This window comes from Kitasatospora sp. NPDC085895 (assembly GCF_040702125.1).
GTDB lineage: Bacteria > Actinomycetota > Actinomycetes > Streptomycetales > Streptomycetaceae > Kitasatospora > Kitasatospora arboriphila.
Map to the genome: position 1 here is coordinate 1 of NZ_JBFBJY010000228.1, position 1,369 is coordinate 1,369.

General features: G+C 71.1%; 2 protein-coding genes and 1 pseudogene. 1 reads left to right on the plus strand and 2 read right to left on the minus strand.

The window, feature by feature from the left end; translation table 11 throughout:
* Window positions 1–153 precede the first annotated feature (153 nt).
* On the minus strand, window positions 154–486 hold the full coding sequence (locus AB0442_RS42440) for a hypothetical protein (RefSeq protein WP_366168844.1): 333 nt from the start codon (window positions 484–486) through the stop codon (window positions 154–156).
* Window positions 487–621: 135 nt separating this feature from the next.
* Complete coding sequence (locus AB0442_RS42445) at window positions 622–954, minus strand: hypothetical protein (protein WP_366168845.1); 333 nt, start codon at window positions 952–954, stop codon at window positions 622–624.
* 232 nt (window positions 955–1,186) lie between these two features.
* On the opposite strand from AB0442_RS42445, the pseudogene AB0442_RS42450 reads away from it, so the two are divergent.
* Window positions 1,187–1,267: pseudogene (locus AB0442_RS42450) on the plus strand (IS5/IS1182 family transposase); the annotation flags it as partial.
* Window positions 1,268–1,369: the final 102 nt, after the last annotated feature.

Below are 1,369 nucleotides of genomic sequence, written 5' to 3' on the forward strand. Positions count from 1 at the left end.
GCCTGGTCTCCGACCGCTGCGCGGAGCGCTGAAGATCACCAGCCGAACCCTCCAGGCCGACACGCCCCACCCTCAATCGCGCACCAAGTCGTAAGACAACCTCCAGCCGGTCGGGTCACCTGAGCAGCAGGCACGGACAACGAACGGGGGTTTTCACATATCAGTCGGTCTTCTTTTGCCGGGGGCGTGCGGGTGGTGCGGCGCGGTGGGGCAGGGGCGTGTCGCCGAGAGCGGCGGCGAGTTCGGTGTCGTCGATCTCGTGCCAGCCGGTGAAGTCTGCCGTGGTGTGGGAGCCCAGGGTGTAGGGGTGCCGTCGGGTGCGGTGGCGCGGCGCCAGCCGAAGGCGACGTCACCGGTCTCGGCCGGGTGGGCGAAGCCTTCCGGGGCCCGGCTGACGTGGACGACGACGAACAGGCTCTCGCTACTGGGCGTGCCGTCCAGGTGGTGCCGGTAGATACCCCCGGCGTGGAAGAACGGCTCGGTCATCGCTCGGCTCCCTCACCACGGGTCGCGCACAGAGGCGCCTTTCCTGTTCAGGATGGCGTGCCGGTCGGGGGGAGCCTGGGTTTTCATCCGAACGTCGGCGCGGTGGGCGCGCGGCCCGCAGCCGCGGTCCCGGGTTCAGGCGTCGAATGGGGCGAAGCCGAGGACCCAGTCGAGGGCGCGGGCGGCGCCGCGGGCGTAGGAGCGCCGGTCGGCGGGCAGCTGCGGGTTGCGGGCGGCCTCGAGGGCGGCGCGTTCCTCGACGGCCAGGTCGAGGTCGTGGAGCTCGGCAGGGCGACGGCTTCCGGTGATGGGCGCGGGCCGGCAGGGGTCGAGGACCCAGCGGTGGACGGCGGCCGCGCCTTTGGCTTCGTTCCTGTCGCCGCCCGGGCAGGCGGCGGCCTGCGCGGCGGCGGCAACTTCGTCGGGGGTGCGCACGCCGATGTATTCCTGGATAGTCGCGACGGCCACGGGCAGCACCTTTCGATTCCGGCCACGGCAGGCGGAGGTCGATGATTCCGGCTGAAGCCCAGGCTTACCCCGGTTGTGCCGGGGACACACCCCAGGCCGTGTCGGGGACGGTGCTTCGTGTGCCGCCCAGCAGCCGAGGGTCTGTTCGTCGTCGTTCACGTCGGCCGGGCACCGGAAGGCTTCGCCCACCCGGCCCAGCAAGGTGACGTCACGTTCGGCCGTCGCCGACAGCATCTTCCACCACGCCCGCTGCAGCCCCAACCGCCTGACGTCAGCAGCCAAAGCCGTCCTCACCCTGGAGAGGCAACGCTGAAGAGCTCCTTACGACTTGGTGCGCGATTGAGGGTGGGGCGTGTCGGCCTGGAGGGTTCGGCTGGTGATCTTCAGCGCTCCGCGCAGCGGTCGGAGACCAGGC

Bases quoted from the DNA above. Each gene is read 5' to 3' on its own strand.
- AB0442_RS42440 (WP_366168844.1), bottom strand. From the start codon at position 486: ATGACCGAGCCGTTCTTCCACGCCGGGGGTATCTACCGGCACCACCTG.